Source organism: Ruegeria sp. CJ9 (assembly GCF_056536625.1).
In genome coordinates this window covers 688,589-709,765 of record NZ_JBQFPY010000001.1, presented here as the reverse complement: position 1 = coordinate 709,765, position 21,177 = coordinate 688,589, and the positions used below count along the sequence as shown (strand labels likewise).

The window sequence follows — 21,177 nt, the reverse complement described above, 5'->3', positions numbered from 1 at the left end:
GGGCCGTGTGCGCGGCCCGATCTTGGCTTATTCGACGGTGACGGATTTCGCCAGATTGCGGGGCTGGTCCACATCGGTACCTTTGGCGACAGCCGTATGATAGGCCAGCAGCTGCGCTGGAACCGAATACAGGATCGGGGCAAGGCTGGGATGGATATGGGGCATGCGAATAGTGCTCCACACCCCATCCTCGGCCTCGGTCACGCCGTCATCATCCGAGACCAGTATGACCTTGCCTTTGCGCGCCATGACCTCTTGCATGTTCGACACGGTCTTGTCGAACACCGCATCGCGTGGGGCCATGACCACCACCGGCATGTGCTTGTCGATCAAGGCGATGGGGCCGTGCTTAAGCTCGCCAGATGCATAACCTTCGGCGTGTATATAGCTGATTTCTTTTAGTTTCAGCGCACCTTCCATAGCCAGTGGATACATCAGGCCGCGGCCCAGGAACAGCACATCGCGCGCCTCGGACAAGCGCTGGGCCGAGGCCTTGATGGACTGGTTCTGATCCAGCGCGGCATTTAGTGCGGTCGGCAACCCACGCAATGCGGCGGCATGATCAGCCAGTTCCTCATCGCTTAGGGTGCCCCGATCCGCAGCCGCCTTGAGCGCCAGCATCAGCAATACGCTTAGCTGACAAGTGAAAGCTTTGGTCGAGGCCACACCGATCTCAACCCCAGCATGGATCGGCAGGGCGATGTCGCTTTCGCGCGCGATCGAGCTTTCGGGGACATTGATCACCGAAACGATCTTATCGGCCTTGCCCTCGCAATAGCGCAGCGCGGCCAGCGTGTCGGCGGTCTCACCCGACTGGCTGACAAACAAGGCCGCCGTGCGATCGGGGATCGGAGGTTCGCGATAGCGAAACTCGCTGGCGATATCGACCTCGACGGGCATTCTGGCCAACTGTTCGAACCAGTACTTTGCTGTCAGACAGGCATAAAAGGCAGTTCCGCAGGCGACCATGGTCAGGCGGTCCAGCTTGCTGAAATCCAGCTCACAGGGCAGGGTGATCTCGTTGCCACCAGTGGGCAGGTAGGATTGGATTGCCTCGGCCACCACCACGGGTTGCTCGGCGATTTCCTTTGCCATGAAATGCTTGTGACCCGCCTTGTCGGCCCGTGTTTGATCCAGTTTGATCTGGCGGGTCTCGCGGTTGGCCAGTTCTCCGGCTTCATTGCGGATTTCAAGCGAAGTGCGGGTCAGGACCGCCCGGTCGCCTTCTTCAAGATAGGTGATACGATCCGTCAGCGGCGCCAGCGCAATGGCATCCGAACCCACATACATTTCGCCTTCCCCATGCCCAATGGCCAAAGGTGACCCCTTACGCGCCGCGACGATCAGGTCGTCTTGCCCGTCAAACAGAAATGCAAGCGCAAACGCCCCTTGAAGCCGGTCGATGGTTTTGAACGCCGCATCAACGGGCGATAGTCCATTGTTCAGATAATGCTCGGCCATCAGGGCCACGGTTTCGGTATCGGTCTCGGTGACGAAATCGACGCCATGTTCGGCTAACTCAGCCCGCAAATCGCGATAGTTTTCCACGATGCCGTTATGCACCACGGCCACGGGGCCTGCCTTGTGCGGGTGCGCGTTGGTGACTGATGGTGCGCCATGTGTGGCCCAACGGGTATGCCCGATGCCCGATTTTCCGCGCAGAGGATTGTGCACCAGCAAATCGCTGAGGTTGACCAACTTGCCCACAGCCCGACGCCGCCCAAGTTCACCGTCATTGACCGTCGCAATGCCGGCGCTGTCATAGCCGCGATATTCCAGCCGTTTCAGCGCCTCAACCAAAATAGGGGCGGCTTCGTGTTGCCCCAGTACACCTACAATTCCACACATAGATCAGGCTCCTTTGTCGCGGCGAGCCTTCTTCGCCTTCAACATATCAAACAACTTACGTGCATAACCCGGCTTGTTGTCCTGCTTGGCGCGGGCCACGGCCAGCGCGTCGGGCTCGACGTCTCGCGTTACAACCGTTCCTGTCGCGGTCATCGCCCCGTCGCCCACCGTCACCGGGGCCACCAGCATTGTGTTTGAGCCGACAAAAACATTCTCACCAATTGTCGTGCGATGCTTCATCACACCGTCATAGTTGCAGGTGATTGTTCCAGCGCCGATATTCGACGCCGCACCTACCGACGCGTCACCGATATAGCTGAGGTGGTTAACCTTGGCCCCTTCGGCGATCTCGGCGTTCTTTATCTCGACAAAATTGCCGATGCGGGCGTTTTCGGCCAACTCGGCACCTGGGCGCAGGCGGGCATAGGGCCCAACAATAGAACCGCGGCTGACGTGGCAGCCCTCCAAATGCGAAAACGACCGGATTGTAGCACCACTTTCGACTGTGACGCCGGGGCCAAAAACCACGTTGGGTTCAATCACAGTGTCGCGCCCGATGACGGTGTCAGCGGCCAGATAAACAGTATCGGGTGCCATCAGGGTGACGCCAAGATCCAACAGCTCGGCACGGGCACTGGCCTGAAACACAGCATCTGCCGCAGCCAAATCGGTGCGGGAGTTCACACCTAATGTCTGTGCTTCGTCACAGGCGACTGCGGTGACTTTCAGACCGCGCGCGCGCGCGATTTCCACGACGTCCGTCAAATAATACTCACCTGCCGCGTTGTCATTTCTTACCGTGTCGATCAGGGAAAACAACGCCTGCGCATCACAGGCCAAAAGACCAGAGTTGCAGAAGGTTATCGCGCGCTCTTCATCCGATGCGTCTTTGAATTCGACGATCCGCTCAAGACTGTCACCGTTCATCACCAGGCGACCATAACGCGCAGGATCGCCGGCCTCAAACCCCAGAATGACAAGATCGTTTTCTGCCCGCGCCGCGATCATGCGTTCCAGCGTATCGGGCTGCAGAAACGGCGTGTCGCCATACAAAACCACGACGTCGCCGGTGAATCCGTCCAAAGCCTTGCGTGCCTGCGCGACGGCATGGGCAGTGCCCAACTGCTCGTCCTGAACAGCGATTTGCGCCGCTTCATCCTCGGCAGTTGCAACTTTGGCTACGGCTTCAGCCCCGTGCCCGGTGACGATAACGGTCCGCTCGGGCGACAATATGGCCCCGGCGCGCATGGCGTGCACCAGCATCGGGACCTGCGCGATGGGATGAAGAACTTTGGGAATATCCGAATGCATCCTGGTGCCTTTTCCAGCGGCAAGGATGACAAGGGCAGTGCTCATGAAATCGATTTCTCTTTGTGTTTTGTTGCGCTCCGTTTTATCCGCTGAGGGCAAAGGCGCAAGCGGTTCACGGATCAAACAAGATTGCCGTTTGCAACACGAGACGGCAATAAACCGCCGAGGCAGGAGGCACAATGCGCACAGTAATCTTCGATCTGGACGGAACTTTGGCCGATACGTCGGGCGATTTGCTCGCGGCGGCCAACCACTGTTTTCGCCAGATGGGGCATGGGGATGTCTTGGTTCACGATGATGACGCAGCCGTTGCCTTGCGGGGTGGACGGATGATGCTGACCCATGGGCTGAAGCGGGTCGGTGCTTATGATGAGGATACTGTTCTGTCCTATTATCCCACCCTGCTTGAGGCTTACGCGAAGGACATCGACACCCACACTCGGTTCTATCCCGGTGCGCTTGAGGCTGTCGAAATGCTGAAATCCCAAGGTTATGGCGTAGGTATCTGCACCAATAAACCCGAGGCTCTGGCCCATCAGCTGCTGACCCAGATGGGCGTTCGGGATCAGTTTGCGTCTTTGGTGGGCGCAGATACGTTGCCCGTGCGCAAACCGGACCCCGAACCACTGCGCGAAGCCGCGCGCCGGGCCGGGGGACACCCCGATTTGTGTGTGCTGATCGGCGATTCCGACACCGACCGAAATACGGCGCGGGCAGCGGGCGTGCCCTCGGTGCTGGTGACGTTTGGCCCGTCCGGGGAAGATATGGCCGCATTGGAACCCGAAGCACTGCTGCATCACTTTGATGATCTGCCAGAGCTGGTCACCGGACTGATTGGTGCGGCGGCACAAATTCTTGACCCCAACCCTTTGCAGGATCAGAACTAGCCCATGACCGAAATATTCACTGGCAGCTTCACCCAGCAGGAACCTATTCCAGAAGAGGCGATTGACGCCGCCATCGCCGTTCTGCGCCATGGGCGTCTGCATCGCTATAACGTCGTCCCCGGAGAGTTGGGCGAAACCGCGCTGCTGGAGCAGGAGTTCGCGGCGCAAATGGGGGCGAAATACTGTCTGGCTGTGTCTTCTGGGGGTTATGCACTGGCCACCGCATTGCGGGCCGTGGGGGTGCAGCCGGGTGATCCGGTTTTGACCAACGCCTTCACGCTTGCGCCGGTGCCGGGGTCGATTGCCTCGGTCGGGGCAAGGCCGGTTTTTGTGGGCGTGACTGAGAATCTGACGATTGATCTGGATGATCTTGAGGCCAAGCTGGATCAGGCGCGGGTGCTGATGCTCAGCCACATGCGCGGACATCTGTGCGATATGGACCGGCTAATGCAGATGTGTGATACGGCGGGCGTTGCGGTGATCGAGGACTGCGCCCACACAATGGGTGCCGCATGGCGCGGGCAATTGTCGGGGCGTCAGGGGGCGATTGGGTGCTATTCCTGCCAGACGTACAAACACGTCAATTCCGGTGAAGGCGGTCTGCTGATCACCGATGACGAAGTGCTTGCGGCCAAGGCCACGATGCTGTCGGGTTCGTACATGCTGTATGAACGCCACCTTGCCGCACCGGGGCCCGAGGTGTTTGAAAAGATCAAATACACCACGCCCAATGTGTCCGGCCGCATGGACAATCTGCGCGCTGCGATCCTGCGCCCGCAACTGCGTGATCTTGACCGGCAGGTGCAGCGCTGGAACGAACGCTATGACGAGATCGCGACCGGCCTGCGGGACACCCCCGGCCTGACCATCGTCGAGCGTCCCGAGCAAGAGACCTATGTCGGTTCGTCGATCCAGTTCTTGCTGCTCGACTGGACGCCCGAACGCATTGCCGAGGTAATCCGTCGTTGCGGTGCACGGGGGGTTGAGATTAAGTGGTTTGGTGGGGCGGAGCCGACGGGATTCACCTCGCGCTATGACAGTTGGCGCTATGCCGAAAGCACGCCTTTGCCCGCAAGTGATCGTATCCTTGCCGGGGTGATGGATATGCGCGTGCCGTTGACTTTTTCGCTGGACGACTGCCGCCTGATCGCGCGCATCATCCGGGCCGAAGTTGGGGCTGTGTTTCAATCGTGATCCAATTGAGTGCGCCTTTGGCGCACGCTTTAATCTTGAAAAATGCCACCCTGTTCGGGGTGGCATTTTCTTTAGTGCTAGCCTTCTCATTGACCCGTGGAGGATTCGCTGTTACCTAATTATTGAACAAGTGTTCATTAATTCGATGAGGAGGTCGCAACATGTTCACGGCCACAATGCAATTTGATCTGGGTGAGGATGTGAACGCTCTGCGCGAGATGGTGCATCGCTGGGCGCAGGATCGGGTCAAACCGATGGCGGCCGAGGTCGATCAATCGAACGCCTTTCCCAATGAACTGTGGAAAGAGATGGGCGACCTCGGGCTGTTGGGCATCACCGTGCCCGAAGAGTATGGCGGGGCGGGGATGTCCTATCTGGCCCACACCGTAGCGGTGGAGGAGGTGGCGCGGGCCTCGGCTTCGGTCTCGCTGTCTTACGGGGCGCATTCGAACCTGTGCGTCAATCAGATCAAGCTGAACGGCAATGACGAGCAGAAGGCGAAATACCTGCCGCGCCTGATCTCGGGTGACCATGTTGGCGCGCTTGCAATGTCCGAAGCCTCGGCCGGATCAGACGTTGTGTCGATGAAGCTGCGCGCGGAAAAGCGTAACGATCACTACCGTCTTAACGGCAACAAATATTGGATCACCAATGGGCCGGACGCGGACACGCTAGTCGTGTATGCCAAGACTGACCCCGAGGCGGGTTCAAAAGGGATCACGGCCTTTTTGATCGAGAAAGAGATGAGGGGATTCTCGACCTCTACGCATTTCGACAAGCTGGGGATGCGGGGGTCGAACACAGCCGAACTGATCTTTGAAGATGTCGAAGTGCCGTTCGAGAACGTTCTGGGCGAAGAGGGCAAGGGCGTTGCGGTTCTGATGTCAGGTCTGGATTATGAACGCGTCGTGCTGGCTGGGATCGGCACCGGCATCATGGCTGCCTGTCTGGACGAGATCATGCCCTATCTGGCCGAGCGTAAGCAGTTCGGCAAACCGATCGGTAGCTTCCAACTAATGCAGGGCAAGATTGCCGACATGTATACCGCGATGAATTCCGCGCGGGCTTATGTCTATGAAGTTGCCAAGGCTTGTGACCGGGGTGACGTGACCCGTCAGGATGCAGCGGCGTGCTGCCTTTACGCCTCGGAACAGGCGATGACGCAGGCGCATCAGGCTGTGCAGGCGATGGGCGGGGCCGGGTTCCTGTCGGATTCAGCGGTCAGCCGGATATTCCGAGACGCCAAGCTGATGGAGATCGGCGCGGGCACCAGCGAAATTCGCCGAATGCTGATCGGGCGCGAGTTGATGAGCGAAATGTGCTGAGAAAAACGCCCCGCCAAAGGGTGGCGGGGCGTTAAAGACAAGGATCAGAAGCGATGGACGTAGGATACGCCGACCAGCCAGGGATCGATTTCTGCAGTGCCGATATCGGTGCCGTTCAGTTTTACGTCCGAGTCGATGTCGAACCAGCGCACGTTCAGACGCACGGCTCCTTTTTCGGTGACCATGTAGTCCAAACCGGCTTGCAGCGACACACCGAAGGAGTTGTCGATGTCCAGATCCCCAAGCGCGGATTTTTCGTCAAAGAAGATGGTGTAGTTCAGACCGGCGCCAACATAGGGCTTCCAGGCGCTGTTGGTCGCGAAGTGATAGTTCAGCGACAGGGTGGGCGGCAGGTGTTTGGTGCTGGCCAGATCGGTGCCCCCCAGCGCGATGCTGTGGCTGAACGGGGTCGCGGCCAGCAGTTCGATGCCAAGATTGTCCTGGACAAAATACTCTACTGTGAAGATCGCGCTGGTGTCTGCGTCAATGTCGGTATCGAGACCAGCCAGGGTTCCGTTGTCGGATTTCGGGTCCAGATAACCAACACCGACACCCACGGTCCAGTCACCTTGGTTCTGGGCCATTGCAGGGGCGGCAAGTGCGACAAGCGCAGTCGAGAGCGTCAAAGCGGCGAGTGTTTTGGTCATTTTATGGCCTTTGAATTTGTTGATGAGTCGCTTGTGCAGGACCGGACCGTTGCGAACTCTGATCTGCATCAAGTTCCTGTGAAAGCAGGGGGGCGCCCGCACCCGCCAAGGGTAAGAAAAACAAGGGGTTTCGCGCATGCATCCCGATAGGTGCATACCCGGTATGCGGAAGTCGGGCGTCTGGGATATTCCGGATCAACTCAATATGGCGCGACAATGCCTGGCGCATCCTCGTGACAATGTGGCCATCGTTGATCTGACAGACGGGTACCGCGAAGCCGTTACCTTTGGTCAACTCACGCGCATGACGAACGGGATTGCACGTGAACTGCATCAGCAGGTGCAGCCCGGCGACCGCGTGGGTGTGTTGCTGAGCCAGTCGCCCTGGTGTGCGGCGGCGCATCTGGCAATCTGGAAGCTTGGGGCGATTTCGGTGCCGCTGTTCAAGCTGTTCAAACGGGATGCGTTGGCCTCGCGCGTGGGGGATGCGGGTGCGCGTCTGGTGCTGACCGATGCCGAAGGAGCCGCGGTGCTGGGCGATCTGGCCCACCCGGTTCTGGTCGAACATATTGCACCATCGGATGATCCGTTCCCCTGCTCAGATACAGGCCCCGAGGACCCGGCGGTGCTGATCTATACCTCGGGCACCACGGGCAGCCCCAAGGGCGCACTGCATGGGCACCTGGTTCTGACCGGCCACCTGCCGGGTGTCTCGATCAGCCACAATCACCTGCGCGAAGGTGATTGCCTATGGACACCTGCGGATTGGGCCTGGATCGGAGGTCTGTTCGACGTATTGATGCCCGGGCTTGCGCTGGGTATTCCTGTGGTCGCGGCGCGGTTGGAAAAGTTTACGCCGGAAGCCTGTGCCGACGTGATCGCCCGCGGCGGTGTGCGGAACGTGTTCTTCCCTCCGACCGCACTTCGCATGCTGAAGGCGGCGGATCAGGCAATCCCCGGTCTGCGCTCGGTCGCTTCGGGCGGTGAGCCGCTGGGGGCCGAGATGCTGGCCTGGGGGCAACAGGCGTTTGGCCTGACGATCAACGAATTCTACGGCCAGACGGAATGCAACATGGTCGTCTCCTCCTGCGCCGAGGATTTCCCGGTACAACCCGGCTGCATTGGTAAGCCAGTGCCAGGGCACGAGGTTGCTGTGATCGATGAGGACGGCAATCCGATCAGCGAGGAGGGTGACGTGGCCATTCGGCGCGGTTCGGCCTCGATGTTGCTGGAATATTGGAATCGGCCAGAGGCGACGGCTGAGAAGTTTCGCGGCGACTGGCTGATCACCGGAGATCGCGGCGTGTGGGAGGGCGAGTATCTACGCTTTGTCGGTCGCGATGATGACGTGATTACCTCAGCCGGATACCGCATCGGCCCGGCCGAGATCGAGGATTGCCTGCTAACCCACCCGGCGGTGGCGACCGTGGGCGTGGTCGGCAAGCCCGACCCACTACGGACCGAGATCGTGAAGGCCTATGTGGTGCTGAAACCGGGGGCCGAGGCTTCGGGGTCGGAGTTGCAGGACTGGGTCAAGGCGCGTCTGGCTCAGTATTCCTATCCGCGTGAGGTCGCATTTCTGGAGGAGTTGCCGATGACGGTGACGGGGAAGGTGGTCCGGAAGGAATTGAAAGTGCGAGCGGCGGCGGAGGACAAACAATGCTGAATAAGTTGCACAGCTTTGATTTGCTTACTCTAGGCACTGTTTCAGTTCTCACCTTTGTGCTGCCCCAAGACCTTTGGGCACAGAACTATCAAGTTCAAGATGAGCACGGACAAACTACCGTGGACCAAGCCTACATGGATGCTCAAGTCCGTGGGTGTGTCGAAAGTGCTGGAGCACCAACAGACCTTTCCGACTGTATTGGTGCTTTTTCGGGCGATTGCATGAATGAAGATATTTCTTGGGGGCAAAGCACTCTGGGAATTTACTTTTGCGTCGAAGCTGAAACAGCGGTCTGGGACACGCTGGTGGACGAGAGTGCCGCAGACCTGCTGGTTCATTACAGCATGCTTGATAAAGGAGACGCTGAGAAAGCTTCCTCTCTACCTTTTAGAGTGCCGAGTTTAACCGAAGCACAAGAACGTTGGGAAGAAATGCGGGAGGCTGACTGCTTGGTGGAGTATCTTCAGTGGAGAGGGGGAACAGGTGCGAAACTCCTTGGGGCCGGGTGTCGCTTGGAGCGAACGAGCCAAAGAGTGGTTTGGTTAAAGACGTTGTTGGAGGAAAGATGATGCTTCTTATTTCGGCGGGTTTTCTGATGGACCAGGAAAGCAAAGAATGAAACTCACATCCAAAGCCATGCCCGCCTCTGAGGGCTTCAAGACAAATCGCACCGCTCATCTCGATGCGCTGGCACAAATCACTGCCGCCGCCGAAGCAGCCCGCATGGGCGGTGGTGAGAAATCCCGCGCGCGGCATGAATCCCGGGGAAAGATGCTGCCACGTCGTCGGGTGGCGAACTTGCTGGACCCGGGGTCTCCGTTTCTTGAGATCGGCGCGACGGCAGCGCATGGGATGTATGGCGATGCCGCGCCTGCTGCCGGGGTCGTCGCGGGTATTGGCCGCGTGCAGGGGCGTGAGGTTATGGTGGTGTGCAACGATGCCACTGTGAAAGGCGGCACTTATTACCCGATGTCGGTCAAGAAACATCTGCGGGCGCAGGAGATTGCTGAGGAAAACAACCTCCCCTGCATATATCTGGTCGATAGCGGCGGCGCGAACCTGCCCAATCAGGATGAGGTCTTCCCCGACCGCGACCACTTTGGCCGCATCTTCTACAATCAGGCAAGGATGAGCGCCAAAGGGATTGCACAGATCGCCGTGGTAATGGGCTCGTGTACGGCGGGTGGGGCCTATGTGCCTGCGATGTCGGATGTGACGATCATTGTGCGTGACCAAGGCACGATCTTTCTGGCCGGGCCGCCTCTGGTCAAGGCCGCGACCGGAGAGATCGTCAGCGCCGAAGATTTGGGTGGCGGCGACGTTCATACTCGCTTGTCTGGTGTAGCCGACTATCTGGCCGAGGATGACGCCCACGCGCTGGCCTTGGCGCGCCGCGCGGTCGGATCGCTGAACCTGCGCAAGCCGCAGACAGTGGACTGGGCCACCCCCGAGGACCCGGCCTATGACCCCGAGGAAATTCTGGGTGTAGTGCCCGCCGATCTGCGCACGCCGTATGACATCCGCGAGGTGATCGCGCGGTTGGTCGACGGCTCGCGTTTCGATGAGTTCAAACCGCGCTTTGGCGAGACGCTGGTGACTGGCTTTGCCCATGTCAAAGGCTGCCCTGTCGGGATCATTGCCAACAACGGCGTGCTGTTTTCCGAAGCTGCGCAGAAGGGCGCGCATTTTGTCGAGCTGTGTTCGCAGCGGAAAATCCCTCTGGTGTTTCTGCAGAATATCACCGGGTTCATGGTTGGTCGGAAATACGAAAACGAAGGCATCGCACGGCATGGGGCCAAGATGGTGACAGCAGTTGCCACGACGAACGTGCCGAAGGTCACGATGCTGGTCGGCGGTTCTTTTGGGGCCGGGAATTACGGCATGGCGGGACGGGCCTATCAGCCGCGCTTCCTATGGACATGGCCGAACTCGCGGATTTCCGTGATGGGAGGCGAACAGGCGGCGGGTGTTCTGGCCACCGTCAAACGCGACGGGATCGAACGGCAGGGCGGCACCTGGTCTGCCGAGGAGGAGGCCGAGTTCAAACGCCCCACACTGGAGATGTTCGAGGAACAGTCGCATCCGCTCTATGCCTCTGCTCGGTTGTGGGATGATGGCATCATTGACCCACGCAAAAGCCGCGATGTGCTGGCGCTGTCGCTGAGAGCCGCGCTGAATGCCCCGATTGAAGAGACACGTTTCGGCGTGTTCAGGATGTGATGCGCATGGACCTGAAAGAAGTAATGACCCGCTACCCGGACGCACAGACTTTTAAGTTCGGCGATAGCGCTGCCTTGAGTGCTGAATTGCTGGCATTGGTGCGCTCAGGCCAAAAAAAAGCAACTTGTGGGGCGCTGCGCGACTATCCGGGCGGAAGCCCTGAGACACCAGTTGTCGGGCGACGCGATATCGCTCTGGAATGGGATGACACCCCGGCTTTGGTGATCGAAACGGTCGATGTCACGATCTGTCGTTTTTGCGATGTGGCTGAGGACTTTGCTTTGGCCGAGGGTGAGAATGAAACGCTTGAAGGATGGCGCGAGGATCATCGTCGTTACTTCGAGCGCAATGGCGGTTTCGATCCCGAGATGGAGTTATTGTGCGAACGTTTCCGTCTTGTCGAAGATCTGGCTGTTGAGGGGTAAGACATGTTCAATAAAATCCTGATTGCCAACCGGGGCGAGATCGCATGTCGCGTCATGGAAACGGCTCAGAAAATGGGCGTCTTCTGTGTTGCGGTCTATTCAAACGCGGATGCCTCGGCAAAACATGTGCAGATGGCCGATGAGGCTGTCCGTATCGGCGGCGCGGCTCCCGCTGAAAGCTACCTGAAGGGCGACGTGATCATTCAGGCTGCGCTGGATACCGGAGCTCAGGCGATCCATCCGGGGTACGGCTTTCTCTCGGAAAACCCCGAATTCGTGGATGCGGTCGATGCGGCTGGTTTGACGTTTATCGGCCCTTCGGCGGATGCGATCCGCAAGATGGGTCTCAAGGATGCGGCCAAGGTTCTTATGGAGCAGGCAGGCGTGCCGGTTGTGCCGGGATATCATGGTGACAATCAGGACCCCGAATATCTGGCGGGCGCTGCTGAAACCATCGGCTATCCCGTGTTGATCAAGGCCGTGGCAGGTGGCGGCGGCAAGGGCATGCGGCTGGTCGAACGTCCCGAGGATTTCGCCTCAGCATTGGACAGCGCACGGGGCGAGGCCAAAACAGCCTTTGGCAATGACGCCGTTCTGGTCGAGAAATTTGTCGCCAAACCCCGCCATATCGAAGTGCAGGTGTTTGGCGACGGCACCCATGCGGTGCATCTGTTTGAACGAGACTGCTCGCTTCAACGCCGACACCAGAAGGTGATCGAGGAGGCTCCGGCCCCGGGTATGACCGAGGAGATGCGCGAGGCGATGGGGCAGGCGGGCGTGCGGGCCGCCGAGGCGATCGGGTACAAGGGCGCAGGGACGGTTGAATTCATCGTTGATGCTTCGGACGGACTGCGTCCGGACAGGTTCTGGTTCATGGAGATGAACACGCGCCTGCAGGTCGAGCATCCCGTGACCGAAGCGATCACCGGGGTCGATCTGGTCGAATGGCAATTGCGGGTCGCCGCTGGCGAGGCGTTGCCGAAACGTCAGGACGATCTATCCATCACCGGCCATGCATTCGAAGCCCGCCTCTATGCCGAGGACGTTCCCAAGGGCTTCCTGCCTGCAACGGGCACCCTGACGCATCTGCAATTCCCTACGACCTGCCGTGCCGATAGCGGAGTGCGTGCGGGTGATACGATCAGCCCATGGTATGACCCGATGATCGCTAAAGTCATCGTCCATGGCCCCACGCGCGAGGTTGCACTGGAACAGCTTCATCGTGCCCTGCAGCAGACCGAGGTCGCCGGCACCGTGACCAACCTCGCCTTTCTGGGCGCGCTGACCCGGCATGACGGTTTCGCCACAGGTGATGTAGATACCGGGCTGATCGGGCGGGATATTGATGCGCTGACAGAAGTATCTCCGATTTCGGCAGCGACATGCGTGGCGGCTGCGATGATGGCGTTGGACTTGGTCGATACGAAGAAAGAGACTGGGTTTTCCCTGTGGGCTCCGTTGCACCGTGCAGTTCAGCTAAAGGCAGATGAGACCCTTGATCTTGATGTTCAGGTTGAAGGTTCAAATCGCCAGGTTTGGCAGGTCGGGGAAGATACTGTCATTGCCGAGCGCAGCAACGGTATCTGGTCCATTGACGGCAGCCCAATGCCGCAGGTGTCGGTTTCGGGCGCGCGGATCACGGTCTTTGACACCTACGGGCAGGCGTTTGACATTGTTGATCCGCTGGACCGCGATGCCAGCGCTGCAGGCGATACTAACGTGATCGAAGCCCCCATGCCCGGATTGGTCAAGGCGGTGTTTGCCGCCGTGGGTCAAAAGGTAAGTGAGGGAGACAGGCTTGCCATTTTGGAGGCGATGAAAATGGAACATTCCCTTCTGGCCGCCCGCGACGGTGTCATTGCCGAGGTGCTGACTGAGGACGGCGCGCAGGTCGAAGCCGGAGCGGCCCTGATCAGATTAAAAGAAGAGTGACCTGTTCGCGCGCCGCATCGCGTGGCACAGTCAGGCCATCCGAACAGGACACGAAACAAAACCGGGAGGAGCGCGGCCATGGGTGAGCGGGTCGAGATTTTCGAAGTAGGTCCACGTGACGGCCTGCAAAATGAACAGCGTGAGATCCCGGTTGCCGAGAAAGTGGCGCTGGTCGACTGCCTCAGCCGCGCCGGGTTCAACCGGATCGAAGTAGCCAGTTTTGTATCGCCCAAATGGGTGCCGCAGATGGCCGGCAGTGCGGAAGTTTTGGCCGGAATAAAAAGGACAGATGGGGTGCGCTATGCCGCGCTGACGCCCAACATGCGTGGATATGAGGACGCCCTGACGGCCAAAACGGATGAGATTGCAGTATTCGCCTCGGCCTCCGAGGGATTTTCGAAAGCCAATATCAACGCCACGATTGCCGAATCCATCGAGAGATTTAAACCGATCCTCGAGGCCGCGCGCCACATTGATCTGCCGGTGCGTGGCTATGTCTCTTGCGTGACCGACTGCCCCTATGATGGCCCAACACCGCCCGAGAAGGTGGCCGAGGTCGCAGATCAGCTGTTTGGCTTGGGCTGCTATGAGATCTCATTGGGCGATACAATCGGGCAGGGGACGCCAGATACCATCGCGCATATGCTCTTAGCCGTACGAGAACGCGTGCCGGTAACCCGTCTGGCTGGGCATTTCCACGACACCAATGGCCGGGCGCTCGACAATATTGATGCTGCCCTGGCGCTGGGCGTGCGGACCTTTGATACGGCAGTTGGTGGATTGGGCGGCTGCCCTTATGCGCCCGGAGCTGCGGGGAATGTCGCGACCGAGGCCGTGGCCGCCCATCTGGAGCGGTTGGGCTATGAAACCGGACTTGATCTGGAAATCGTAGAACAGGCCGCGCAAATGGCGCGGGCCATGCGGCCAGAGTGAGGGGCGGGCATGTTTGAAACGATCTCGGTGACCACAGACGCGCGTGGAGTTGCGACTTTGACGCTCGACCGGGCGGAAAAACACAACGCGATGTCGGCGCAGATGATTGCCGAACTGACACAAGCGGCCGCGCAACTGGGTGCAGATGACACAGTTCGCGTGGTGGTTCTGACCGGGGCGGGCAAGAGTTTCTGTGCGGGCGGTGACCTGGGCTGGATGCAGGACCAGATGGCCGCCGACCCCGAAACGCGGTTTGCCGAGGCGCGCAAGCTGGCCGAGATGCTGCAGGCGCTGAACACCATGCCCCGCCCGCTGATCGGTGCGATTCAGGGCAATACGTTTGGCGGTGGTGTTGGGCTGACTGCTGTTTGCGACGTGGCCATTGGTGTGGACAGCGTAAAAATGGCCCTGACCGAGACGCGGCTGGGTCTGATCCCGGCCACGATTGGCCCATATGTGATTGCCCGGATGGGTGAGGCGCGGGCGCGGCGCGTGTTCATGTCGGCCCGTTTGTTCGATGCTGTCGAGGCGGTCGAGCTTGGGCTGCTGGCCAAAACCGTTCCGGCAACCGATTTAGCTGATGCGGTCGAAGCCGAAGTTCTGCCCTATCTTTCCTGTGCGCCAGGCGCGGTTGCATCGGCCAAGGATTTGGTCAGCAAGCTGGGACCCAATATTGACGATGCTGTGATTGACCAGACGATCGGAGCCTTGGTGGATCGGTGGGAAACCGACGAGGCGATGGAGGGAATCGGTGCGTTCTTTGAAAAGCGAAAACCTGCATGGAATAGTTAGGTTTAGGCCTTAATTTCATTGCAGTTGCAGTAGGAATCACCTTTCCCGGATCACAGGGCATGACAAGTGGATTATTACTCCCGTCTGCGACTGTGTTCGGTTGACCCTCTGACCCCGCGCGGATAGAGAATGTCCAGTCAACACGCCAATTGACGGCGCCCCCCGACCGGGTTGCGCAGGAAAGGAGCTATTCGTGGAAGACCTGCTACGGGAGTATCTCCCGATTCTGGTGTTTCTGGCCGTTGCTGTCGGCCTTGGAATCGTCCTGATTCTGGCGGCTGTGGTTCTGGCAGTCCGCAACCCCGACCCTGAAAAGGTCAGCGCATATGAATGTGGCTTCAACGCCTTCGACGATGCGCGGATGAAATTCGACGTCCGGTTCTATCTGGTCTCGATTCTGTTCATCATCTTCGATCTGGAAATCGCCTTTCTGTTTCCGTGGGCCGTCGGCTTCAAGGACATCAGCGATGTAGGGTTCTGGTCGATGATGGTGTTCCTGGGTGTTCTGACCATCGGCTTTGCCTATGAATGGAAGAAGGGGGCCTTGGAATGGGAGTGATGACGGGTGCAAACACTGCCGGTGTCGACAAAGAAGTCGCAACCCAGGCCCTGAATGCCGAGTTGCAGGACAAAGGGTTCCTGCTGACTTCGACCGAAGACATCATCAACTGGGCCCGTACCGGATCGCTGCACTGGATGACCTTCGGTCTGGCCTGCTGCGCGGTTGAGATGATGCACACCTCGATGCCGCGTTATGATGCCGAACGGTTTGGTATCGCCCCGCGGGCGTCCCCACGTCAGTCCGATGTAATGATCGTGGCGGGAACGCTGACTAACAAGATGGCCCCGGCGCTGCGCAAGGTTTACGACCAGATGCCCGAGCCGCGCTATGTGATCTCGATGGGGTCCTGCGCAAATGGCGGTGGGTATTACCACTATTCCTATTCGGTCGTGCGCGGCTGTGACCGCGTGGTTCCAGTGGATATCTACGTCCCCGGGTGCCCGCCAACCGCCGAGGCGTTGCTGTATGGCCTGATGCAGTTGCAACGCAAAATCCGCCGCACCGGCACCATCGTACGCTGAGGAGAGAGCTGATGAGCGAAGCACTCAAAGAACTCGGCGCGCAGCTTGAACTGAAACGGGCCGATTGCGTTCTGTCCTGGGATGTGACCCATGGCGAACTGAACGTGGATGTGGCGCCGTCGAACCTTGTGGAATTCATTGAGTTCCTGAAATCCGACCGGAATTGCCAGTTTTCGTCGCTGGTCGACATCACTGGCGTGGATTACCCCGAACGGGCCAAGCGGTTCGATGTGGTGTATCACTTCCTGTCGATGTACCAGAACCAGCGCATCCGCCTGCGGGTTTCAATTCGAGAAGAAGACATGGTGCCCTCGATCGTTGACGTTCACCCCTCGGCGAACTGGTTCGAGCGTGAGGTGTTCGACATGTTCGGCATCCTGTTCTCGGGCCACCCGGACCTGCGCCGCATCCTGACCGACTATGGGTTCCGCGGCCACCCACTGCGCAAGGATTTCCCGACCACCGGCTATACCGAGGTGCGCTATGACGAAGCGCAAAAGCGCGTTGTCTATGAGCCGGTGTCGTTGGTGCAGGAATACCGTCAGTTTGATTTCATGTCCCCGTGGGAAGGCGCGAACTACATTCTTCCGGGGGATGAAAAACAGGAGACTGAATAATGGGTGGCATCTGGTGGTTGATCCTTTCTGCACTGACCATCATTCCGATGGTGAAGATTTTGCCGTTTTTCGGGATCAACAAGTTCTGGTGCCTTCTTTGTCTGGTTCCATTTGGCACAATTGCGTTGCTGTGGTGGGTTGGGCTGAAACTGCAAGAGTTGGAGCGCCGCTGAGATGATGGGTGAACTTATCATTCTGGGTGCGCTGGGGGTGCTGCTGGCAGGTGCCGCTGCCAAAGCGGCCGAAGCTGAAAAGGTTCGGGTTCGGGCCGAAGCGAAAAAGAAAAAACGGGGGCGTTGATGGACGGCTCAAGATACGATGACGGCAGCACGGACGCGCTGAGCGGAGAACAGAAGATCCGCAACTTCAACATTAACTTCGGCCCGCAACACCCTGCGGCACACGGGGTTTTGCGCCTGGTGCTTGAGCTGGACGGTGAGATCGTCGAACGCTGTGACCCGCATATCGGTCTGCTGCACCGTGGCACCGAAAAGCTGATGGAAAGCCGGACGTATCTGCAGAACCTGCCGTATTTCGACCGCCTGGATTACGTGGCGCCGATGAACCAGGAGCACGCCTGGTGTTTGGCCATCGAAAAGCTGACCGGGGTTGAAGTGCCGCGTCGCGGCTCGCTTATCCGTGTTCTCTATTCGGAGATCGGGCGCATCCTGAACCATCTGCTGAATGTGACCACGCAGGCGATGGACGTCGGCGCGCTGACGCCGCCGCTGTGGGGCTTCGAGGAACGCGAAAAGCTGATGGTGTTCTATGAGCGCGCCTGCGGTGCCCGCCTGCACGCCGCCTATTTCCGCCCTGGTGGTGTCCATCAGGACCTGCCGCCGGAACTGCTGGACGATATCGAGGCGTGGAGCCACGAATTCCCCGCCGTTCTCGATGACATCGGCGGTCTGCTGACCGAAAACCGTATCTTCAAACAGCGTAATGCCGATATTGGCGTCGTAACCGAGGATGACATCCAGAAATACGGCTTCTCGGGCGTGATGGTGCGCGGGTCTGGTCTGGCATGGGATTTGCGTCGCGCGCAGCCTTATGAATGCTATGACGAGTTCGAATTCCAGATCCCCGTCGGCAAGAACGGCGACTGCTACGACCGTTATCTGGTGCGCATGGAAGAGATGCGCCAGTCGCTGTCGATCATCCAGCAGGCCATCGTCAAAATCCGTGAGTGCCCCGGCGATGTTCTGGCGCGCGGCAAGATTACCCCGCCGAAACGCTCAGACATGAAGACCTCGATGGAAAGCTTGATCCACCATTTCAAACTTTACACCGAAGGTTTCCACGTTCCCGCCGGTGAGGTCTACGCCGCCGTTGAGGCCCCAAAGGGCGAGTTCGGCGTCTATCTTGTCGCCGACGGCACCAACAAACCCTACCGCGCCAAACTGCGCGCACCGGGGTTCCTGCACCTGCAAGCCATGGACCACGTCGCCGGAGGCCACCAATTGGCCGATGTTGCCGCCATCATCGGCACCATGGACGTCGTATTTGGAGAGATTGACCGCTAATGCTCCGCCGCCTCCACCCCGAACAACCCGAAAGCTTTGCCTTCTCCGCTGCCAACCAGCAATGGGCCGAAGCGCAGATCACCAAGTACCCCGAAGGGCGCCAGGCCAGCGCGGTTATCCCGCTGCTGTGGCGCGCGCAGGAGCAGGAAGGCTGGCTGAGTCGTCCGGCGATTGAATCCGTCGCCGACATGCTGGGCATGGCCTACATCCGCGTGCTTGAGGTCGCGTCTTTCTACTTCATGTTCCAGTTGCAGCCGGTTGGTTCTGTTGCGCATATTCAGGTTTGCGGCACGACGTCCTGCATGATCTGCGGAGCCGAGGATCTGATTGCGGTCTGCAAGGACAAGATCGCTGCCAGGCCGCATGAACTATCTGCCGATGGCAAGCTGAGCTGGGAAGAGGTGGAATGCCTCGGGTCCTGTACCAACGCGCCGATGGCGCAGATTGGTAAGGACTATTATGAGGACCTGACCACCGAGAGCTTTGGCAAAATCCTCGACGATCTGGTTGCGGGCAAAGTTCCGACACCGGGCCCGCAGAATGGGCGTTATGCGGCAGAACCTCTCAAGGGTCTGACCAGTCTGACGGAATATGACAGTGGTCGAACCCAGTTTAACGCCAGTGTCGAACTGGCGAATGATCTGGGCGATACAGTCAAGCGGATTGATGGGACCGAAGTGCCCATCCTGACCCCTTGGCTGGGTAAGGACGGTAAGGTTGCAGCGACCAAGGCAGCACCGAAACCTCCGAAAGCGCCGGCACCGGGCAAGCCTGCGGTGAAACAGGCCGAAGAGGCGAAGGCGAAAGAAGACCAGCCGGAAACCCTGACCGCGCCGCGCGATGGAAAAGCTGATGACCTGAAGATGCTCAAAGGTGTCGGACCCAAGTTGGAAGAAACGCTGAACGAGTTGGGCTTTTACCACTACGACCAGATTGCGGCCTGGACATCGGAACAGGTGGCTTGGGTTGATGCGCGGCTGAAGTTCAAAGGTCGGATCGAGCGGGACGGCTGGATCGAACAGGCCGGTAAGCTGGCGGCGGGCGAGGAAACCGAGTTCGCCAAACGTGCCAAGGAAGACGGCACTTACGAAGACTAGGACGCATGCCCATCCGGGGCATGAAGGATGAGATGGACAAGGACAAAGAACAGGCCATAGCCCGCAAGGGTCGTCACATAGGTATCGTCATTGCAGTGACGATGACCATTTGGCTTGCCATGAACCTGTTCATTGGCCCCGCACTGGAACTGACGACGCGCCATGCGTTGTTGTTTGATCTCGCCGCTCTGGCGGCGTTCGTCTATGCGGGCGTCAACATATTTCAACTCTGGCGCATGCGTCAGGATAGCTGAAGGTAACACGCGATGCTGAAGGATCAGGACCGGATCTTTACCAACATCTACGGGATGCACGAGCGCACGCTGAAAGGTGCGCAGGCCCGCGGGCATTGGGACGGCACAGCTGGCCTGATTGGCAATGGGCGCGACTGGATCATTCAGACGATGAAGGACTCGGGCCTTCGTGGGCGCGGTGGCGCGGGTTTCCCAACCGGTCTGAAATGGTCGTTCATGCCCAAGGAAAGTGATGGTCGTCCGGCCTATCTGGTGGTGAATGCGGATGAATCCGAGCCCGGCACCTGCAAAGACCGCGAGATCATGCGCCATGATCCGCACACGTTGATCGAAGGCTGCCTGATCGCGTCTTTCGCGATGAACGCACACACCTGCTATATCTACCTGCGCGGCGAATACATCCGCGAGCGCGAGGCGCTGCAGGCCGCGATTGACGAAGCGTATGACGCGGGTCTGCTAGGCAAGAACGCCGCCGGTTCGGGTTGGGATTTCGATCTGTTCCTGCATCACGGCGCCGGTGCCTATATCTGCGGAGAAGAGACCGCCCTGATCGAAAGCCTTGAGGGCAAGAAAGGTATGCCGCGGATGAAGCCTCCGTTCCCGGCGGGCGCGGGGTTGTATGGCTGCCCGACCACGGTGAACAACGTAGAATCCATCGCGGTTGTGCCGACCATCCTGCGCCGTGGTGCGGACTGGTTTGCGGGATTCGGTCGACAGAACAACGCGGGAACCAAGCTGTTTGCCATTTCGGGTCACGTGAACAACCCCTGCGTGGTCGAAGAGGCAATGTCTATTCCCTTTGAGGAGCTGATCGAAACCCATTGCGGCGGCATTCGCGGCGGTTGGGACAATCTTCTGGCGGTTATTCCGGGTGGTTCTTCGGTACCCTGTGTGCGCGGTGAGAACATGCGCGATGCGATCATGGATTTTGATCATCTGCGCAACGATCTGGGCTCGGGCCTGGGAACGGCGGCGGTGATCGTGATGGACAAGTCCACGGACATTATCAAGGCGATCTGGCGGCTGTCGAAATTCTACAAACATGAAAGTTGCGGTCAGTGTACGCCCTGCCGTGAAGGCACCGGCTGGATGATGCGCGTGATGGACCGTCTGGTGCGCGGCGAGGCCGAGCTGGAAGAGATTGACATGTTGTTCGATGTGACCAAACAGGTTGAAGGTCACACGATCTGCGCCCTCGGCGATGCGGCTGCCTGGCCGATCCAGGGCCTGATCCGTAACTTCCGCGAAGAGATTGAAGATCGCATCAAGGCCCAGAAAACGGGTCGGATGGGTGCGATGGCGGCGGAGTGATCGAGATGCGGAGCTTTCGAACAACTTGTGTCGCACTCTTGCTTATCGGGGCTGTAGCAGCCCCAGCCGCAGCTGCGAAACGTGCGGCATACGATCAGGCTGTCGGTGAAGT

The 21,177-nt window shown here is 59.1% G+C and carries 22 protein-coding genes; 19 read left to right on the top strand and 3 right to left on the bottom strand.

What is annotated here, in order from left to right; all coding sequences use genetic code 11:
* Positions 1 to 27: 27 nt before the first annotated feature.
* Entirely contained in the window at positions 28 to 1,848 is a 1,821-nt protein-coding gene (glmS, locus tag ACR0AJ_RS03560; protein WP_170360198.1) for a glutamine--fructose-6-phosphate transaminase (isomerizing), read from the bottom strand.
* Between the two features lie 3 nt (positions 1,849 to 1,851).
* Positions 1,852 to 3,204, bottom strand: a complete 1,353-nt coding sequence (gene glmU / locus ACR0AJ_RS03555) for a bifunctional UDP-N-acetylglucosamine diphosphorylase/glucosamine-1-phosphate N-acetyltransferase GlmU (RefSeq protein WP_480740101.1) — start codon at positions 3,202 to 3,204, stop codon at positions 1,852 to 1,854.
* 134 nt (positions 3,205 to 3,338) lie between these two features.
* On the opposite strand from glmU, the gene ACR0AJ_RS03550 reads away from it, so the two are divergent.
* The 3 genes from ACR0AJ_RS03550 (at position 3,339) to ACR0AJ_RS03540 (ending at position 6,565) form a co-directional block, all read left to right on the top strand.
* Complete coding sequence (locus ACR0AJ_RS03550) at positions 3,339 to 4,046, top strand: HAD-IA family hydrolase (protein ID WP_170348119.1); 708 nt, start codon at positions 3,339 to 3,341, stop codon at positions 4,044 to 4,046.
* 3 nt (positions 4,047 to 4,049) lie between these two features.
* Positions 4,050 to 5,240, top strand: a complete 1,191-nt coding sequence (locus ACR0AJ_RS03545) for a DegT/DnrJ/EryC1/StrS family aminotransferase (protein WP_480740099.1) — start codon at positions 4,050 to 4,052, stop codon at positions 5,238 to 5,240.
* Positions 5,241 to 5,401: 161 nt separating this feature from the next.
* The gene (locus ACR0AJ_RS03540; RefSeq protein ID WP_480646157.1) at positions 5,402 to 6,565 is read left to right on the top strand and encodes an isovaleryl-CoA dehydrogenase; all 1,164 of its coding nucleotides are present in this window, start codon (positions 5,402 to 5,404) and stop codon (positions 6,563 to 6,565) included.
* A gap of 44 nt (positions 6,566 to 6,609) precedes the next feature.
* On the opposite strand, the gene ACR0AJ_RS03535 is transcribed toward ACR0AJ_RS03540, so the two are convergent.
* Positions 6,610 to 7,212, bottom strand: coding sequence for an OmpW/AlkL family protein (locus ACR0AJ_RS03535; protein WP_170348125.1), 603 nt, complete (start codon positions 7,210 to 7,212; stop codon positions 6,610 to 6,612).
* A 136-nt stretch (positions 7,213 to 7,348) separates the two neighbouring features.
* Here ACR0AJ_RS03535 and ACR0AJ_RS03530 point away from each other — a divergent pair, with 136 nt between their 5' ends.
* The 16 genes from ACR0AJ_RS03530 (at position 7,349) to nuoF (ending at position 21,065) form a co-directional block, all read left to right on the top strand.
* Positions 7,349 to 8,878: an AMP-binding protein gene (locus ACR0AJ_RS03530; RefSeq protein ID WP_480740098.1), complete on the top strand. Its 1,530-nt coding sequence runs from the start codon at positions 7,349 to 7,351 to the stop codon at positions 8,876 to 8,878.
* On the top strand, positions 8,872 to 9,447 hold the full coding sequence (locus ACR0AJ_RS03525; RefSeq protein ID WP_170360184.1) for a lysozyme inhibitor LprI family protein: 576 nt from the start codon (positions 8,872 to 8,874) through the stop codon (positions 9,445 to 9,447). Before ACR0AJ_RS03530 ends, ACR0AJ_RS03525 begins: the two co-directional genes overlap by 7 nt.
* Positions 9,448 to 9,493: 46 nt before the next feature.
* The gene (locus ACR0AJ_RS03520) at positions 9,494 to 11,098 is read left to right on the top strand and encodes a carboxyl transferase domain-containing protein (RefSeq protein ID WP_480740097.1); all 1,605 of its coding nucleotides are present in this window, start codon (positions 9,494 to 9,496) and stop codon (positions 11,096 to 11,098) included.
* Positions 11,098 to 11,523: an ASCH domain-containing protein gene (locus ACR0AJ_RS03515; RefSeq protein WP_480740095.1), complete on the top strand. Its 426-nt coding sequence runs from the start codon at positions 11,098 to 11,100 to the stop codon at positions 11,521 to 11,523. The genes ACR0AJ_RS03520 and ACR0AJ_RS03515 overlap by 1 nt, the downstream gene beginning before the upstream one ends.
* Positions 11,524 to 11,526: 3 nt before the next feature.
* Positions 11,527 to 13,455 (top strand): acetyl/propionyl/methylcrotonyl-CoA carboxylase subunit alpha, encoded by a 1,929-nt coding sequence (locus tag ACR0AJ_RS03510; RefSeq protein ID WP_480740094.1) that lies wholly within the window; start codon positions 11,527 to 11,529, stop codon positions 13,453 to 13,455.
* Between the two features lie 78 nt (positions 13,456 to 13,533).
* Complete coding sequence (locus ACR0AJ_RS03505) at positions 13,534 to 14,388, top strand: hydroxymethylglutaryl-CoA lyase (protein WP_480740093.1); 855 nt, start codon at positions 13,534 to 13,536, stop codon at positions 14,386 to 14,388.
* Between the two features lie 9 nt (positions 14,389 to 14,397).
* Entirely contained in the window at positions 14,398 to 15,180 is a 783-nt protein-coding gene (locus ACR0AJ_RS03500) for a crotonase/enoyl-CoA hydratase family protein (RefSeq protein WP_480740092.1), read from the top strand.
* A gap of 193 nt (positions 15,181 to 15,373) precedes the next feature.
* Positions 15,374 to 15,739, top strand: coding sequence for an NADH-quinone oxidoreductase subunit A (locus tag ACR0AJ_RS03495; RefSeq protein ID WP_050602775.1), 366 nt, complete (start codon positions 15,374 to 15,376; stop codon positions 15,737 to 15,739).
* The gene (locus ACR0AJ_RS03490; RefSeq protein ID WP_010442777.1) at positions 15,730 to 16,263 is read left to right on the top strand and encodes a NuoB/complex I 20 kDa subunit family protein; all 534 of its coding nucleotides are present in this window, start codon (positions 15,730 to 15,732) and stop codon (positions 16,261 to 16,263) included. Before ACR0AJ_RS03495 ends, ACR0AJ_RS03490 begins: the two co-directional genes overlap by 10 nt.
* 11 nt (positions 16,264 to 16,274) lie before the next feature.
* Positions 16,275 to 16,880, top strand: coding sequence for an NADH-quinone oxidoreductase subunit C (locus tag ACR0AJ_RS03485; RefSeq protein ID WP_170395739.1), 606 nt, complete (start codon positions 16,275 to 16,277; stop codon positions 16,878 to 16,880).
* Positions 16,880 to 17,053 carry a hypothetical protein gene (locus tag ACR0AJ_RS03480; RefSeq protein WP_058274391.1) on the top strand — a complete coding sequence of 58 codons (174 nt, stop codon included), beginning with the start codon at positions 16,880 to 16,882 and terminating at the stop codon, positions 17,051 to 17,053. The genes ACR0AJ_RS03485 and ACR0AJ_RS03480 overlap by 1 nt, the downstream gene beginning before the upstream one ends.
* Before the next feature lies 1 nt (position 17,054).
* Positions 17,055 to 17,180, top strand: a complete 126-nt coding sequence (locus tag ACR0AJ_RS03475) for a hypothetical protein (protein ID WP_264187107.1) — start codon at positions 17,055 to 17,057, stop codon at positions 17,178 to 17,180.
* Positions 17,180 to 18,403, top strand: a complete 1,224-nt coding sequence (locus tag ACR0AJ_RS03470) for an NADH-quinone oxidoreductase subunit D (protein ID WP_480740090.1) — start codon at positions 17,180 to 17,182, stop codon at positions 18,401 to 18,403. Before ACR0AJ_RS03475 ends, ACR0AJ_RS03470 begins: the two co-directional genes overlap by 1 nt.
* The gene (gene nuoE, locus ACR0AJ_RS03465) at positions 18,403 to 19,500 is read left to right on the top strand and encodes an NADH-quinone oxidoreductase subunit NuoE (RefSeq protein ID WP_480740088.1); all 1,098 of its coding nucleotides are present in this window, start codon (positions 18,403 to 18,405) and stop codon (positions 19,498 to 19,500) included. Before ACR0AJ_RS03470 ends, nuoE begins: the two co-directional genes overlap by 1 nt.
* Positions 19,501 to 19,532: 32 nt before the next feature.
* On the top strand, positions 19,533 to 19,754 hold the full coding sequence (locus ACR0AJ_RS03460; protein ID WP_170349358.1) for a DUF5337 domain-containing protein: 222 nt from the start codon (positions 19,533 to 19,535) through the stop codon (positions 19,752 to 19,754).
* Positions 19,755 to 19,766: 12 nt separating this feature from the next.
* A complete protein-coding gene (gene nuoF, locus ACR0AJ_RS03455; RefSeq protein ID WP_170348145.1) occupies positions 19,767 to 21,065 on the top strand; it encodes an NADH-quinone oxidoreductase subunit NuoF in 1,299 nt (432 codons plus the stop codon).
* The last annotated feature ends 112 nt before the right edge of the window (positions 21,066 to 21,177 follow it).